Annotated in this window: 11 protein-coding genes; 9 read left to right on the top strand and 2 right to left on the bottom strand. The window is 62.8% G+C overall.

Features of this window, described 5'->3' with window-relative positions; all coding sequences use genetic code 11:
• Nucleotides 1-51: 51 nt before the first annotated feature.
• Entirely contained in the window at nt 52-2,715 is a 2,664-nt protein-coding gene (asnB, locus tag QQM37_RS02515) for an asparagine synthase (glutamine-hydrolyzing) (RefSeq protein ID WP_285724696.1), read from the bottom strand.
• A 78-nt stretch (nt 2,716-2,793) separates the two neighbouring features.
• Between asnB and pdxT the strand changes: the two genes are divergently transcribed.
• The 9 genes from pdxT (at nt 2,794) to QQM37_RS02470 (ending at nt 12,714) form a co-directional block, all read left to right on the top strand.
• Nucleotides 2,794-3,456, top strand: a complete 663-nt coding sequence (pdxT, locus tag QQM37_RS02510; RefSeq protein WP_285724694.1) for a pyridoxal 5'-phosphate synthase glutaminase subunit PdxT — start codon at nt 2,794-2,796, stop codon at nt 3,454-3,456.
• A gap of 8 nt (nt 3,457-3,464) precedes the next feature.
• Nucleotides 3,465-4,220, top strand: coding sequence for a YebC/PmpR family DNA-binding transcriptional regulator (locus QQM37_RS02505; protein WP_285724692.1), 756 nt, complete (start codon nt 3,465-3,467; stop codon nt 4,218-4,220).
• A 19-nt stretch (nt 4,221-4,239) separates the two neighbouring features.
• On the top strand, nt 4,240-4,869 hold the full coding sequence (ruvC, locus tag QQM37_RS02500) for a crossover junction endodeoxyribonuclease RuvC (RefSeq protein ID WP_285724690.1): 630 nt from the start codon (nt 4,240-4,242) through the stop codon (nt 4,867-4,869).
• Between the two features lie 154 nt (nt 4,870-5,023).
• The gene (gene ruvA, locus QQM37_RS02495; RefSeq protein WP_285724688.1) at nt 5,024-5,668 is read left to right on the top strand and encodes a Holliday junction branch migration protein RuvA; all 645 of its coding nucleotides are present in this window, start codon (nt 5,024-5,026) and stop codon (nt 5,666-5,668) included.
• Nucleotides 5,669-5,717: 49 nt separating this feature from the next.
• Nucleotides 5,718-6,737, top strand: coding sequence for a Holliday junction branch migration DNA helicase RuvB (gene ruvB, locus QQM37_RS02490; protein ID WP_285724702.1), 1,020 nt, complete (start codon nt 5,718-5,720; stop codon nt 6,735-6,737).
• A 132-nt stretch (nt 6,738-6,869) separates the two neighbouring features.
• Nucleotides 6,870-7,265 carry a preprotein translocase subunit YajC gene (yajC, locus tag QQM37_RS02485; protein WP_285724686.1) on the top strand — a complete coding sequence of 132 codons (396 nt, stop codon included), beginning with the start codon at nt 6,870-6,872 and terminating at the stop codon, nt 7,263-7,265.
• Nucleotides 7,266-7,350: 85 nt separating this feature from the next.
• Nucleotides 7,351-9,138 (top strand): protein translocase subunit SecD, encoded by a 1,788-nt coding sequence (gene secD, locus QQM37_RS02480; RefSeq protein WP_285724684.1) that lies wholly within the window; start codon nt 7,351-7,353, stop codon nt 9,136-9,138.
• Entirely contained in the window at nt 9,139-10,143 is a 1,005-nt protein-coding gene (gene secF, locus QQM37_RS02475) for a protein translocase subunit SecF (RefSeq protein WP_285724683.1), read from the top strand. It begins immediately after the preceding gene.
• Between the two features lie 156 nt (nt 10,144-10,299).
• Complete coding sequence (locus QQM37_RS02470; protein WP_420030110.1) at nt 10,300-12,714, top strand: RelA/SpoT family protein; 2,415 nt, start codon at nt 10,300-10,302, stop codon at nt 12,712-12,714.
• A gap of 43 nt (nt 12,715-12,757) precedes the next feature.
• Here the strand turns inward: QQM37_RS02470 and QQM37_RS02465 are convergent, their stop codons facing one another.
• A complete protein-coding gene (locus QQM37_RS02465) occupies nt 12,758-13,444 on the bottom strand; it encodes a type IV toxin-antitoxin system AbiEi family antitoxin (RefSeq protein ID WP_285724681.1) in 687 nt (228 codons plus the stop codon).
• Between the last annotated feature and the right edge of the window lie 59 nt (nt 13,445-13,503).

Below are 13,503 nucleotides of genomic sequence, written 5' to 3'. Positions count from 1 at the left end.
GGCCGGGTTCCGCGATGATGCGCACCCCGGCCACAGCCGTGTCAGCGTCGACTACTTGCCAGTGAACACCAGAGACATCGGTGTGGTCTCCGTGGTCTGGCCCTGCGGGTTGTCCTTGAAGATCGCCTCGAGGACGTCTTTGGCCAGTCCGGTGTCATGACCCAGAGCCACCACACCGAGGTCGTTGGCGTCCATGATCGCAGTCCCACCGAAGTTCCGGGCGAATTCGGCGGGGACGCTCTCCCGGATCTGCGCGCTCAACCGGCGCGCCACGCCATCGGGGTCCTTGGGCGCGTACTTGACCGAATGCGTCGAGGTGCCCACCTGGTAACCCGCGGCACCGTCGATCGCGTTGATGTTGTGCCCCACCACATCGTAGAAGACGCCCTTCTTGCCCTGGAGCTTGCCGATCACGGAGCGGAAAGACGCCCAGAGGATGCGTGGCAGGCCCACTTCCTGAATGGCCAGCTGCATGGACCAGGGGCTGGCGAGTCCGATGCCGCCGGGATTACGCACCACGAACTTACTCAGGGCGCGCGCTGCGGGGGTGACCTTGATATCCCAGACCGGGATGGAGCGCCCCTGCGTCATGGCGACGATTTTTTCGGAGACGAAGAGGTACCACGGGGTATCAGCAGCGGCCTCGCGATGTTCCTCAGCTGCCTCAGACAATCCATTGAAGAACCGCTGCACATAGCCGAGGATGGCCGGATCCAGGTCAGTTTCCTTGTAGAAGATTTCAGTGCGCAGCGGGTACCGGCGGTAGGTTGCGCCCTGCGGAATCGTCAGATCGAGCTGCTTGTCCGCATTCGGCTCATAGTCGCTTTTACCTTCGATTCCGGCCTTTACCTCCGGCTCATCGAAGAATTCGCGCAGCCACAACTCGGTGTTCAGCAGGCGCCAGAACACCATGGTGGAGCCACCCGATTTACCGGAGAGGTATTCCTCAAAGGCGTAAAGCACCGCATCCTGATTCCAGTAGGGGCGGTATTCGAAGGAGGAGGAGAGGAAGACTTCGTACAGCTTCTCCTTCATGTTCACGAACCATTCGGCCTCAGGAGTGGTGAAGCCGATCTTATTGCGGCGATTGCTGATCAGCGGAGGGAGCAGCTTGCGCGTCGCATCGCGCAGAATGCGCTTGTTCCAGCCGCCCTTGATGATGGATTCATCGCTGAGGCTGAAAAGATATTTGACGACTTCCTTGTCCAGGAAGGGAACGCGTCCTTCCAGCGAGAAGCGCATGGTGTTCTTGTCCTCATAGCGCAGAACGGCGGGCAACGATTTGTGGAACAGATCGTCGATCAGCCGGAGCTTGAGGTTGTCCGGGATATTGCCGAATCGTTCGGCCGAGTACTTGCTGGTGAAGGATTTCTGCAGCAGGGGCGCGATGCCGCGTTCCTTGCGGAGCGTGAGCGCACTGCGCAACCGGAAACGGCCCAAACGGAAGAGGATGTCTGCGCTGGAGAGCAGCTCCTTGGCCAGCTTGGAGTATTCACCGGCCTTCTTGAGCTGCCGCAGATAGGCGAAGTAGTAGGGGATGTAGCCGGCCATCATCTCATCGGCGCCCTGCCCGTCCAGCAGCACGGTGACGTGCTCAGAGGCCTTCTGCATGACCCGGTACTGCGCGTAGGGGCCGGAAGAGATGATGGGCTCTTCCTGAGTCCGGACGAAGTCCTCCAGATCCAGGGCGAATTCCTCCGCCCTGGGCAGGATCTTGTGGCTGGTGACGTTCCCCTGGCAGCGGGCCAGGACGGCATCGGCGTATTTTTCCTCGTCATTGATCGAGTTCGGGAAAATAGCGGAGAAGGTCTGCTGCGTTGCACCAAGAGAATCGGTGGCCGCGGCATTCTCCTGCATCAGCTGGTTGATCGTCACGACGACGGCGGAGGAGTCCAGGCCGCCGGAGAGCGCGGTACCCACCGGCACCTCTGATTGCAGGCGTAGTCGCACCGCTTCGGTGAACCGCTGACGATATTCCTCAATCACCTCTGGCGAATACGGGGTTTTGACCGCAGCGAGTTCCTTGAGCTCTTCCGGCAGTCGGGTGTACATCGAGACCTCGAAGGCACCGGTGAGCGTATCCAGGACCAGCTTCTCACCGGGCATGAGCTTCTCGATGCCCTCGAAGAACGTCTCGGATTCCTCGTCGTGAATCCGGAACTGCAGGTAGCGGTAGAGAATCCGCTCGTTGACCTTGCGGTCAATCTGATGGCTCGCCAGCAGTGGCTTGATCTCGGAGGCGAAGAGCAGAGTGGGCGCATCCGGGGTGCCGGCCTGTGCGAAGTACAGCGGCTTGATGCCGAAATGATCGCGGGCCAGGACCAGCTTATTGGCCTTGGTGTCATGGATGGCCAGGCCGAACATGCCGTTGAAGCGGTCGAAGGCGTCTTCGCCCCACTCCTCGTAGGACTGGAGGACAACTTCGGTATCCGAGTCGGTCACGAAACTGCGGCCCAGCGCGATCAGTTCCGCCCGTAGGTCCAGGTAGTTGTACACCTCACCGTTGTAGACCAGCACGGTAGCGCCGTCCTGGCTGTACATCGGCTCCTGCCCGTGGGCGACGTCGATGATCGCCAGGCGTCGGTGCGCCAGTCCCACCAGGCCCTGGGTGTAGAAGCCCTCCCCGTCCGGCCCGCGGTGAGCCATCGCCAGACTCATGGCCTTCAGCATCGGCTCGTCCGCGTTGTAGCCGTAGTACCCGGCAATTCCGCACATACCCTGTTACCGCCTTGATCTTTTTCGACAAAGTCCAGGCTCAATCGTACTGTCTGGCTCTGGGGATATGATCGACGGGTGAATTCAGGCGCTCCCGTTTCTGCTCTACGGGCGGGAGTTCTCGCCCTGCAGGGCGACTTCCGCGAACATCTCGCTGCCCTGGCGGACTGCGGCGTGCAGGGAAGCATCGTCCGCCGTGCCCAGGAGCTGGAAGGCCTCGACGGACTCATCATTCCCGGCGGCGAGTCGACCGCTATGGATCGACTGCTGAGAGCCTTCGACCTCCATCGCCCGGTCCGCGAATTCATTTCCAGTGGCCGGGCCGTCTATGGCTCCTGTGCCGGCATGATTCTGCTGGCGGATCAGCTGGTGGAACCGGCGCGTGACGCTCGGGGCGAGCCGCAGCAGACTCTGGGTGGCCTTGATATGACGGTGCGTCGCAACGCCTTCGGCAGGCAGCGGGATTCCTTTGAGGCGGAGTTGGATTTCCGCCAGATCAGTGATCCGGAGCGACCGATCCACGCGGTTTTCATCCGCGCGCCCTGGGTTGAACGGGTCGGTCCGGGAGTGGAGGTGCTGGCCACGGTTAGAATTGAGGGAATCGATCGTCCCGTGGCCGTTCGGTCGTCGACAGTATTGGCAACATCCTTCCACCCTGAGGTGAGAGGCACTGCGGGAGAACCCGACGAGTTGCGGGTTCACGAATTGTTCGTCCGCATGATGCAAGGCAGAGGAGAGTAGAACAGAGCATGTCCGGTCACTCCAAATGGGCTACCACCAAACACAAAAAGGCTGTTATCGATGCACGCCGTGCTAAGTCGTTCGCCAAGCTGATCAAGAACATCGAGGTTGCAGCGCGCGTCGGTGGTCCTGATATGGCGGGTAACCCCGGCCTCGAACTTGCGGTCACCAAAGCCAAGAAGACCTCGGTGCCCAATGACAACATCGACCGCGCCATCAAGCGTGGTGCCGGCCTCACCGGTGAGGTCGTCGATTACACCGAGATCATCTATGAAGCGCGTGGCCCGCAGGGTTCAGCGTTACTGATCGAGTGCCTGACCGACAACAAGAACCGTGCCGCCTCCGAGGTACGCCTCGCGGTGAGCCGCAACGGCGGAAACATGGCCGATCCCGGATCGGTCTCCTATCTCTTTGCCCGGAAAGGCATCGTTGCAGTACCGAAAAACGGCCTGAGCGAAGACGATGTGCTGATGGCGGTCCTCGATGCGGGTGCTGAAGAGGTCAAGGACGATGGCGAGAACTTTGAGGTGCTCTCAGAACCGCAGGATCTGCCGGCCATCCGGGCGGCTTTGACCGAAGCCGGTTACGAGTACGACAACGATGAAGCAGGCTTTGTTCCGTCGATGGAGGTCGCACTCGACGCCGATGGTGCGCGCAAATTCATGCGGCTTTACGACGCGCTTGAAGACCTCGACGACGTCCAGAACGTCTATTCGAATGCCGATCTGAGCCCGGAAGTCCTGGCACAGCTTGAGGCCGACTGAGCCTGGGTCACCTTCACCCATGAGGGTTCTCGGTATCGATCCCGGGCTGACCCGGTGCGGCTTCGGCGTGGTGGATGTCGCCGCCAACCGCACGGCCACCCTGGTGGCCGTCAAGGTGATCGGTACGGTGGCGCATACGCCGTTGCCCGAGCGACTGCTGGTCATCGCTGAGGCAGTGGACGCCTGGCTTGAACTCTGGAAACCCGACGTCCTGGCAGTGGAACGCGTGTTCTCGCAGACGAACCTGTCCACGGTGATGGGCGTGGCGCAGGCCTCCGGCATCGTCATTGCGGCGGCGGCGCGCCACGGAGTTGCTGTCGCCCTGCACACGCCCAGTGAGGTCAAGGCCGCGGTCACCGGCGACGGCCGAGCGGACAAGGCCGCCGTCACCGCCATGGTGACGCGGATCCTGCGGCTGAGCGCTCCACCGACTCCGGCCGATGCCGCCGACGCCCTCGCCCTGGCCATCGCCTCCGCCTGGCGCAGCGGCCCGGCTATGGCGAAACCGTCGACAGCTCAGGCTATGAGAACTGGCGCCGTCGGATTGCCGGTCCGGAAAGGCACGGCGCCGGCAGCTCAGAAGATCTGGCTGGAAGCCGAGGCCAAAGCGCGGAAGAACCGGGAAAAACCCAAGGGCTCCTGGGGCTGATCCGTGTCGCGGCGCTCCCGCGGAGTTCCCGCAAACTTGCTGTTGGCACCGTAGAGTATTCGTAGATATGTTCGGATGCGAGGTGCTGCTGTCTGGCTGGGGCGGAGAATGAACCGGTCCAGGGCAGCTCCTGACGCGGTACTCAAGGGGTTCCATGATTAGCTCGGTGCGCGGCACGGTCGGCCAGATCAGCCTCAACTCGGTGGTCGTCGAGGTGGGCGGGGTCGGTCTGCTGGTCAATGCCACGCCACAGACTCTCAGCGGTATGCGGCCGGGCAGCGAAGCGTTCCTGAATACGGCGCTAATGGTGCGTGAGGACGCTCTGACCCTCTATGGCTTTGCCGACCGTGAGGAACGGGAAATCTTTGAGGTGCTCCTCGGCGTGAGCGGGGTGGGGCCGAGGCTCGGCCTGGCCGTGCTCTCCGTGCTCGAGCCCGAAGCGATCCGGGTGGCGGTCGCGAGCGGCGACGGCAAGGCACTGACCAAAGTTCCCGGCATCGGCCCTAAGGTGGCTGCCCGGATCGTCCTGGAGCTCGCCGGAAAGCTGATCCCCACCGGGGTTTCCGCCGCCGCGGCCATGCCCACCCCGGATAGCTGGAAAGCACAGGTCACCGAAGCGCTGATGAGCCTGGGCTGGAGCGAAAAGGATGCCGGAGCCGCGCTGGACGGCGCTGCGGAGGGCCAGGAGGAACTGCGCGAACGCGGCGATGTGGCCGGGATTCTTCGCGCCACCCTGCAGTGGCTGGGCCGTGACGGTGCGCGAGCCGGTCGGGCACGGACCGGAGCCAGCCGTGGTTGATCAGTCAGCGCTCGATGCCGCCCGCGCGGCGGCCGATGAAAGCCGGGCCTTGGTCGCGCAGACGAGTGAACCGGAGGAACGGGCGCTGGAGGCCGCACTCCGTCCGAAGAATCTGGACGACTTCGTCGGTCAGCACCGGGTGCGGAGGCAACTGTCGCTGGTCCTGGAGGCATCCCGGCTCCGCGGGCGTAGTGCGGACCATGTGTTGCTCTCCGGCCCGCCGGGACTGGGCAAGACCACTCTGGCCATGATCATCGCTGCGGAGATGAATGCTCCGTTGCGTATTTCCTCGGGCCCGGCCATTCAGCATGCCGGTGATCTGGCCGCCATCCTGTCCTCGCTGAGCGAGGGTGAAGTGCTGTTCCTGGACGAGATCCATCGGATGTCCCGGCCCGCTGAGGAAATGCTCTACATGGCCATGGAGGACTTCCGGGTGGATGTGGTGGTCGGGAAGGGGGCCGGTGCCACGGCAATTCCGCTGGAACTGCCACCCTTCACCCTGGTCGGCGCGACCACCAGGGCAGGGCTGCTGCCCGGACCGCTGCGGGACAGGTTCGGTTTCACCGGGCATCTGGAGTTTTACTCCGAAAGCGAACTCGTTCTGGTGCTTCGCCGCTCTGCCGGGTTGCTGGATCTGCGGCTGAGCAGCGCCGGGTTCAGCGAGATTGCCGGTCGTTCCCGGGGAACGCCGCGTATTGCCAACCGGTTGCTGCGCCGGGTGCGCGACTGGGCGCTGGTGCACGGGGTGGCAGAGATCGATGCCCGGACGGCCTCGGCTGCGCTGGACATGTATGAAGTGGATGCGCGGGGCCTGGACCGCCTGGACCGTGCCGTTCTGGAGGCCCTGGTGCTGAAATTCGGTGGGGGACCGGTTGGTCTGTCCACGCTCGCCATCGCCGTGGGCGAAGAGACGGAAACCGTTGAGACGGTAGCGGAGCCGTTCCTGGTCCGTGAAGGCCTGTTGGGCCGGACGCCTCGCGGAAGGATTGCCACGGCCGCCGCGTGGCGGCATCTGGGAGTTGAGCAGGTGGGCGATGCCGGGCCAGAATGGACCCTTGGTGGCCTCTGATCGGCTGGCTCCGTGAGGTATCACACGTGGAGCATAGATTTTCAGCTTAGACTAGGGTGACATTCTGCGCGCCCTGGTGCCGCAACAATGCCACTACATACTTGAGGATGGTTTTCCGCAGTGGATTATTCGATGATTTTGCTCGTCCTGGTGTTCGGCGTGCTGATTTTTTTCATGTTCCGTCGCAATCGCGCGCAGCAGAAGGCACAGCAGGCCCAGCAGTCCAAGATGGTGCCCGGCGTCGAGGTGATGACCAGCTTCGGTCTGTATGGCCGCATTGCTTCGATCGATGAAGAGGCAAACAAGGTTGTGCTCGAAGTCTCCCCGGGGAGCTTTGTGACCGTTCACCGCCAGGCCGTGACCAAACTGATCACCGAGGATGACGCGAGTACGCTGGTGCCCGACGACGCCTCCTCGCTGACCGGCGATCACACCGCTGGCGGCGTGCAGGACCCGGGCAGCAAGCCGGAAACCGCTGAAGAGACCCTTGCCCGTCTGAACAAGGAAAACGGCACCAAGGACCAGTAGTCCTTCTGTCCGTTCTGCTGGTCTGGCCCCTTGCTGGGCTCAGGCCGTCTTCCACCGTTGCACGAGAAAGAGCCGTGAAATCTTGATGGCACGTAGTAAAGGCCCGGCGTCGAAAGGCCGCAGAGTCATTCTGTGGCTGGGCGCACTGACCGTGATCCTGATATTGCTCGTGACAGCGGGAACCAACTTCTGGGGGGCAAGCTGGGCACCTAAGCTTGCCCTTGACCTTGAGGGCGGCACCCAGATGATTCTGGCGCCCAAGGTTGAAGGCAACAGCGGCTCGGTCAATGATGACCAGCTCAATCAGGCGGTGGCCATCATCCGTCAGCGTGTTGACGGCTCCGGTGTCGCTGAAGCACAGATCAGCACCAGCGGACAGAACCTGGTGGTGTCACTGCCCGGGACCCCTACCACCGAGCAGCGGGATCTGATCCGCGCCTCGGCGAACATGACCTTCCGACCGGTCATCACCTCGGCCCAGGGAACAGCCACTCCGGCGAACCAGATGCCCACGGATGACCAGCTGCCCAAACCGACGGCGGCTCCCACCAACGCCAGCGATCCGAACTGGGTGGACGGGACGCTGTACAAGCAGTTCCTCGCTTTTGACTGCACCATGGAAGCACCGACGAACCCGGATCCCACGAAGCCGACCTACGGATGTGAGCCCGGCACGGGCATGAAGTACATCATGGGTCCGGTCGAGGTCAAGGGTCAGGACATCGCCACCTCGAGCTACGGCCTGCAGCAGAGTTCTCAGGGTGCGAGCACCAATAAGTGGGTCGTCAACCTGGCCTTCAACAGCACGGGTGCCGAGCAGTTCAAGACCGTCACCACGCGCCTTTTCGGCTTCTACCAGGCCAACCCGAGCGATCCTAAGGCCCAGTTCGCCATCGTGCTGGACGGCAAGATTGTCTCCGCACCTTCTGCTCAGGCAGTGATCACGGATGGAAAGTCTCAGATCAGCGGCAACTTCACCGAGGCGAGTGCCAAGGCGCTCTCCGACCAGCTGAAGTTCGGTGCCCTGCCGATCAGCTTCGAGATCCAGAGCGAGGAGCAGGTCTCCGCCACGCTGGGTACTCAGCAGCTCGAAATGGGTCTGCTGGCCGGCGTCATCGGCCTTCTGCTCGTGGTGGTCTACTCCCTCTTCCAGTACCGCATGCTGGGCCTGGTCACTGTCGCCTCGCTTGTGGTGGCGGGTGTGCTGACGTATCTGGCGATCATCCTGCTCGGCTGGTCCCAGAACTACCGGCTGTCGTTGGCAGGTGTTGCGGGTCTGATTGTGGCGATTGGCCAGACGGCGGACTCCTTCATTGTCTACTTCGAACGTATCCGCGATGAGCTGCGCGAAGGTCGCGGGCTGGTGGCCGCGGTGGAGAACGGCTGGACCCGTGCCAAACGCACCGTGCTGGCCTCCAAGGCAGTGAACCTGTTGGCCGCCGTCGTGCTGTATTTTGTCGCTGTCGGTAACGTTCGAGGCTTCGCCTTCACCCTCGGCCTGACGGCTGTGGCTGACCTCATCGTGGTCTTCATGTTCACGCATCCCATGCTGCAGCTGCTGGCCACCCGGCGATTCTTCGCCGAAGGCCATCGCTTCTCGGGACTGTCGCCCGAACGCCTGGGCGTGGTCCCGTTCTATCGTGGCGCCGGGCGTCTGCGGGAGGGTGCGGCCCGACCCAAGGGAACGGTCAAGGCCAAGAATGCCGGAGCGCTGGCCGAGGCGGAACGACGCCAGACCATCGCAGAACGGCGTTTTGCCGAGGCGCAGAGGAACCGTGGAGTCGATCCGGATGCCTCGGACGATGACGGCGATCAGGCCACCGAGCAGACCGGTGGGCGCACCACCGTCGCCGCGTCGAAGGAGAGCAAGTAAATGGCTAAGTTTGTCAGCTTCGCGGCCTTTGGCAACGAGTTGTACACGGGCAAGCGTTCCTACGACTTTGTGGGTCGCCGTCGTATCTGGTTCGTCATTGCCGCGATCGTTGTGGTCGTCTCCGTTCTGGTCCCGGTGATCAAGGGTGGCTTCAATCTCGGTATCGATTTCCGCGGAGGCAGCGAATTCACGGTCTCCCATGTGAAGACCACTAACACCGAGGTCGGACAGAGCGCCGTCAGCTCCGTAGTGGCAGGCCAGGTGGCCCGCGTGGCCAACGTCGCTGGGGACACCATTCAGGTTCAGACCGAGAAGCTTTCGGACGATCAGACGCTGAAGGTCAAAGAAGCGCTGGTCAAGGCCTACGGCGTCACTGAGAAGGAGGTCACCTCGACCTTCGTCGGCCCGACCTGGGGCGCCGATGTCACCAAGCAGGCGCTGATTGGTCTGGTGGTCTTCGTGCTGCTGGCCACCGTGCTGATGGCGCTGTACTTCCGGACCTGGAAAATGTCGCTGGCGGCGATCATCGGCATGCTGTTCGTTCAGGTCACCACCGCCGGGGTCTACGCGATCACCGACGTCGAGGTCACGCCATCGGCGATTATCGGCTTCCTGACCATTCTGAGTTACTCGCTGTACGACATCGTGGTGGTATTCGACAAGATCCGTGAGAACACTGCGGATATTTCAACGTCCACCCGGCGAACCTTCGCCTCCGAGGTCAACCTGGCCGTCAATCAGACCCTGGTCCGCTCGATCAACACGACCATGGTTGCCGTGTTGCCGGTGGCCTCCATCCTGTTCATCGGCTCGTATCTGCTGGGCGCGGGAACCCTGCGTGACCTCTCGCTCTCGCTGTTCATCGGTATCCTGGTCGGCGGCCTGACCACGATCTTCATCGCTGCACCGTTGTACGCGGCGTTCCGCCAGGGCGAGAGTGCTCTGGTCAAACAGGCGGAGAAGGTTTCGGCACGCGCCGAGGCCGAGGCGGTCGCTGCACTCTGAGGCCCCTCTGATGCCGCTTTCCGGTGCACAGAGGCGGATCGTCAAGGCATAGACTTGGCTGATCGGTTGTTACCGTGAACAAATATTCAGCGGACTGGACGGGACGCTTCGCGCATCCAGGCCAAGCTGCGTTGCATGGCGGGGGAGGGGTACATCATGGAGGAGACGACGACGGATCGTCCCGTCGGTCCGATGGACTCCGCTGTGCCTGCTACCCCCGGGACCGGGGCTGAGGGCGAGACGAGCCGGCCCACCGAGATGATCCGCTCAGCGGAAACACACTCGGGCACCCGGGTCGGACTGCCCAGCCGCAAGGACCGAACCCGCGCACGCCTGGCCCGGCTGACCGGCCGTAGCAACTCCACCCACCATTCGCCGATCCTTGAGCCCTTGCTGCGGGTGGTCAGAGCCAACAATCCCCGCGAAGACTTTGAGTTGATCCAGCGGGCCTATGAGGTGGCCGAGCGCCACCACGAAGGCCAGAAGCGTAAGAGCGGTGACCCCTATATCACCCACCCAGTGGCGGTCGCGACGATTCTGGCCGAGCTGGGTATGACCGGAACGACTCTGGCGGCGGCCCTGCTGCATGACACCGTCGAGGACACCGACTACACGCTGGACCAGCTGACCCGCGACTTCGGCTCCGAAGTGGCGATGCTCGTGGACGGCGTGACGAAGCTGGACAAGGTGGCCTTTGGCGACGCGGCCCAGTCTGAAACCGTACGGAAGATGGTCGTGGCGATGGCCAGGGACATCCGGGTACTGGTGATCAAACTGGCCGACAGGTTGCACAATGCGCGCACCTGGAAGTACGTTTCGGCGGAATCATCGGCCCGCAAGGCCCGTGAGACCCTGGAGATCTTCGCCCCGCTGGCTCATCGTCTGGGCATGAACACCATCAAATGGGAGCTTGAAGACCTCTCCTTCGCGGCCCTGTACCCCAAGGTGTATGACGAGATCGTCCGGATGGTCGAGGATCGCACTCCGGAGCGGGAGAAGAACCTCGCGGTAGTGCGGGCGCAGATCGGTGAAGACCTGCGTGCGGCGAAGATCAGGGCCAGCATCTCGGGCCGGCCCAAGCACTACTACTCGATCTATCAGAAGATGATCGTCCGGGATAAAGACTTTGACGACATCAATGACCTGATCGGTGTCCGTCTGCTGGTGGACACGGTACGCGACTGTTATGCGGCACTGGGTGCCATGCACGCCCGATGGAGCCCGCTGCCTGGCAGGTTCAAGGACTACATCGCGATGCCCAAATTCAATATGTACCAGTCGCTGCACACCACGGTGATCGGGCCCGGTGGCAAGCCGGTGGAAATTCAGATTCGCACCCATGAGATGCATCAGCGCGCCGAGTACGGCGTGGCAGCCCACTGGAAGTACAAGAACCAGGCGGGGCGCGCTCCGCAGGCCGTAGGCCAGGACAGCGACCTGAACTGGTTGCGGACTCTGGTCGACTGGCAGCGGGAGACCAAGGACCCCAGCGAGTTCCTGGACTCACTCCGTTTTGAGATCAATGCCCGTGAGGTTTTCGTCTTTACGCCCAAGGGCGAGGTCATGGCGCTTCCGGCCGGTTCCACGCCGGTGGACTTCGCTTACGCGGTACATACCGAGGTTGGGCACCGGACCATTGGTGCCCGGGTCAACGGCAAGTTGGTGCCGCTGAACAGCGAGCTCAACCACGGCGACTGGGTGGAAGTCTTCACCTCCAAGGCCGAAGGCGCTGGGCCCAGCCAGGACTGGCAGAACTTCGTCAAGAGTGCCCGCGCCCGGAACAAGATCCGTCAGTGGTTCAGCAAGGAGCGCCGCGAAGAGGCGATCGACAAGGGTAAGGAACTGCTGACCCGGGCGATGCGTAAGCAGAACCTGCCCCTGCAGCGCCTGATGAGTCACGAGTCCCTGCTGGGTGTGGCAGAGGACTTGAGGTATCCGGATATCTCCAGCCTGTATGCCGCCGTGGGAGACAGTCACGTCTCCGCTGCCAGCGTGGTGGAGAAGCTGGTGGACGCCCTGGGTGGCCATGCACAGGCCGAGGAAGAGTTCCAGCCGACCACGATCAGTGATGTGCCGCAGCGACCGCGGTACACCACTTCGGATGCCGGTGTGGTGGTCCGGGGCGTGGGCGATGTGCTGGTCAAGCTGGCACGCTGTTGTACGCCCGTTCCGCCGGATGCGATCACCGGTTTTGTCACCCGCGGATCGGGTGTTTCCGTGCATCGAAAAGACTGCCCGAATATGGAGCACCTGATGCAGGACCCGGAGCAGCGCAGCCGGATGGTCGAGGTCGATTGGGCTCCCACCCAGTCCAGCGTTTTCCTGGTGGAGATCCAGGTCGAGGCGCTGGACCGGAAGTCTCTGCTCTCCGATGTGACCAGGGTGCTCTCAGAAAACCATGTCAATATTCTTTCGGCTATGGTGCACACCTCCAGCGACCGACTGGCGATCTCCCGCTTCGCGTTCGAGATGGGTGACCCGAAGTACCTCAATCACATTCTGAGCGCAGTGCGTCGGATCGACGGGGTCTTCGACGTTTACCGCACGACAGGCAACCAGCGCCGATCCTGATTGGCGCCCCTTCTCGCTCAGCCGCTTTCAGACCCAGGCACTTTCAGGCGGACTGGCGCAGTGCCAGCAGGTCCAGTAGCCGGTCCACACGGTTCAGAGCGCGCAGTCGATGGGGAGCCCGGCTCAGGGCAGCGACCGCCTCCCGAACCAGAGGCAGCGGGCAGCGCAGCCCCGGCTGGCGGCAGAGCTCCCAGAGCACGGCTTCGGGATCAGGCCAGCCACCGACGGTGGAAGGCAGCATAAAGGCCAGATCGACTGCGGTGCGCAGAGGAGTGGTCACCCGGACCCCGCTGATTCGCCGGATGTCATGGCTTCCCAGCGTCACCTCATGAATATGAAGGGCGCTGAACGGCGGCAATGCACCGGAGCGACGCCGGTGGTCGATCAGCGCTGTGATCCGGGGTGGCAGGTGTTGCCCGGTGTACACCCAGGCAGCGCTGAGCCTGCCGATGATGAGCCGGTCCTGCAGCCGGGCGGGAAATGCCAGGCCCAGAGCGATCGCCCGATGTTCGGTGCTGGTGGGCACATCCATCGGCAGATAGCAGTCGCCCGCAACGCGGCGGATGACGCCATCGAGCGCCATGGCTCGCAACTCCACAGCGCTGAACCGGGCGCCAGGAGCCAGCACATCGAGATCTGCCTGAGCGATGACAGCCGAGGTGGCTGGGTGCCCCGGGGCTAGGGAAGCCCATGGTGTGGTCAGGGGATGAGATATCGGTTCTGCGGACATCTGCCCACTATGGCGGATTACGCTGTTCGATGGAAGAGTTCGAGATTCCCTTGTGGATA

Origin of the sequence: Psychromicrobium xiongbiense, assembly GCF_030271165.1 — a bacterium.
GTDB lineage: Bacteria > Actinomycetota > Actinomycetes > Actinomycetales > Micrococcaceae > Renibacterium > Renibacterium xiongbiense.
Note: the sequence above shows the minus strand (reverse complement) of the source record. Positions and strands in the feature narration are given on the sequence as shown.